Here is a 425-nt window from a genome sequence, read left to right on the forward strand (position 1 = left end):
GAGATCGGTACGGTCTGCACGCTTTCCGCGCGGCGCGTCGCGGTGACGACGATCTCGCCCAGCCCGGCGTCCTCCTGCGCCATGGCGGCCGGCTCCGAACTGGTCTGCGCCGAAGCGGCAGCGGCGAAAGCAATCGGCGTCAGAAAGGTGGTCGCGCCCAGAGCGCAAAAATGCGCGGCACGTGAACGGCAACGAATGGCCATGCGTAAAATCCCCCGATTACGCGTTGTTTGGCCTCTCCGGGTGCACGTCCGTTCGGGTGTGTTCCCCGCATCGGATCTCTTGCCTTGTCACCACCTGCGCTGTCAGCGAAACCCGCCCCGACTGCGGCGTACAGAAGCTCCTTCCCTCACGCGCGAAGCGCGGAGGGTTGCCGATGATCGCCCGTCGTGCCGTTCCCCTGCAGGACGATTCGCCGTCGTCGT

At 66.1% G+C, this 425-nt stretch carries 1 protein-coding gene; it reads right to left on the bottom strand.

Features of this window, described 5'->3' with window-relative positions; translation table 11 throughout:
• Positions 1–203: hypothetical protein (locus CVH10_RS17715; RefSeq protein WP_146143006.1), on the bottom strand; the 203-nt coding region annotated here is incomplete at its 3' end.
• Between the last annotated feature and the right edge of the window lie 222 nt (positions 204–425).

The sequence above is a fragment of the Halomonas sp. ND22Bw genome (assembly GCF_003011945.1).
GTDB classification, from domain to species: domain Bacteria; phylum Pseudomonadota; class Gammaproteobacteria; order Pseudomonadales; family Halomonadaceae; genus Halomonas; species Halomonas halophila.